The sequence below is a fragment of the Sulfitobacter sp. 15WGC genome, from assembly GCF_005068605.1.
GTDB lineage: Bacteria > Pseudomonadota > Alphaproteobacteria > Rhodobacterales > Rhodobacteraceae > Sulfitobacter > Sulfitobacter faviae.
Window position 1 is genome coordinate 1 of record NZ_SZNL01000065.1, and the last position, 725, is coordinate 725.

Consider the following 725-nt stretch of genomic DNA (forward strand, 5'->3'; position numbering starts at 1 on the left):
ATCCCCCTCGCTGCCCTGAGCCTGCTCGCCGCTTGCGACGACCTGCGGTTCCCTCGGGATGTGGAAGAAACCCTCGAAACCGTTCTTTCCGAGCAGAAAATGACCGTGGCGGTATCGGAAAACCCGCCATGGGTCGTGCTGGCAGACGGCCAACCGCCACAGGGGGTCGAAGCCGACCTGACCCGCGCCTTCGCCGAAGCCTTGGGGGTGGCCATCGAGTGGAAACACCTCGGCGCCTTCGCGGCGTTGGAGGGGGTGGAGAAGGGTGACATCGACCTTGCCATTGGGGGTTTCACCCGCAAGGACGTGACCCCGGTAAAAGGGGCCGCGCCGAGCTACGCCTATTTCGAGGAGTCCTTCGTCATCGGCAGCCGGGGGCCAGACGCCTTGGCCGATGACATCGAAGGCCAACGCGTTTTCGTACCGCCCCACCTGCCTCTTGCCGCGCTGGTTGAAAAGGAAGGTGGCATTCCGGTGGATCATTGGGCGGAAGGCCTCAACCTCGCCGCTCTCCCGCACTGGAAACTTGAGGAGAAAGACCTTACCGCCACCGAAACCACGCTACAGCGGGCACAGCATGTCTTTGCCGTGCAGCAGGGCGAAAACGCTTGGCTGATGGAGATCGAAGGCTTCCTTCGAGATGAGGCCGGAACCATCGGGGCGCGTCTGCGCGCATCTGCCCCATGACCCGCTCCATCCGCACCATGCCCGAAGCGCAGAAAAAA

The 725-nt window shown here is 63.2% G+C and carries 1 protein-coding gene; it reads left to right on the top strand.

What is annotated here, in order from left to right; genetic code table 11:
- Positions 1–687: transporter substrate-binding domain-containing protein (locus FCK22_RS17985; protein ID WP_136720755.1), on the top strand; the 687-nt coding region annotated here is incomplete at its 5' end.
- Positions 688–725 lie beyond the last annotated feature (38 nt).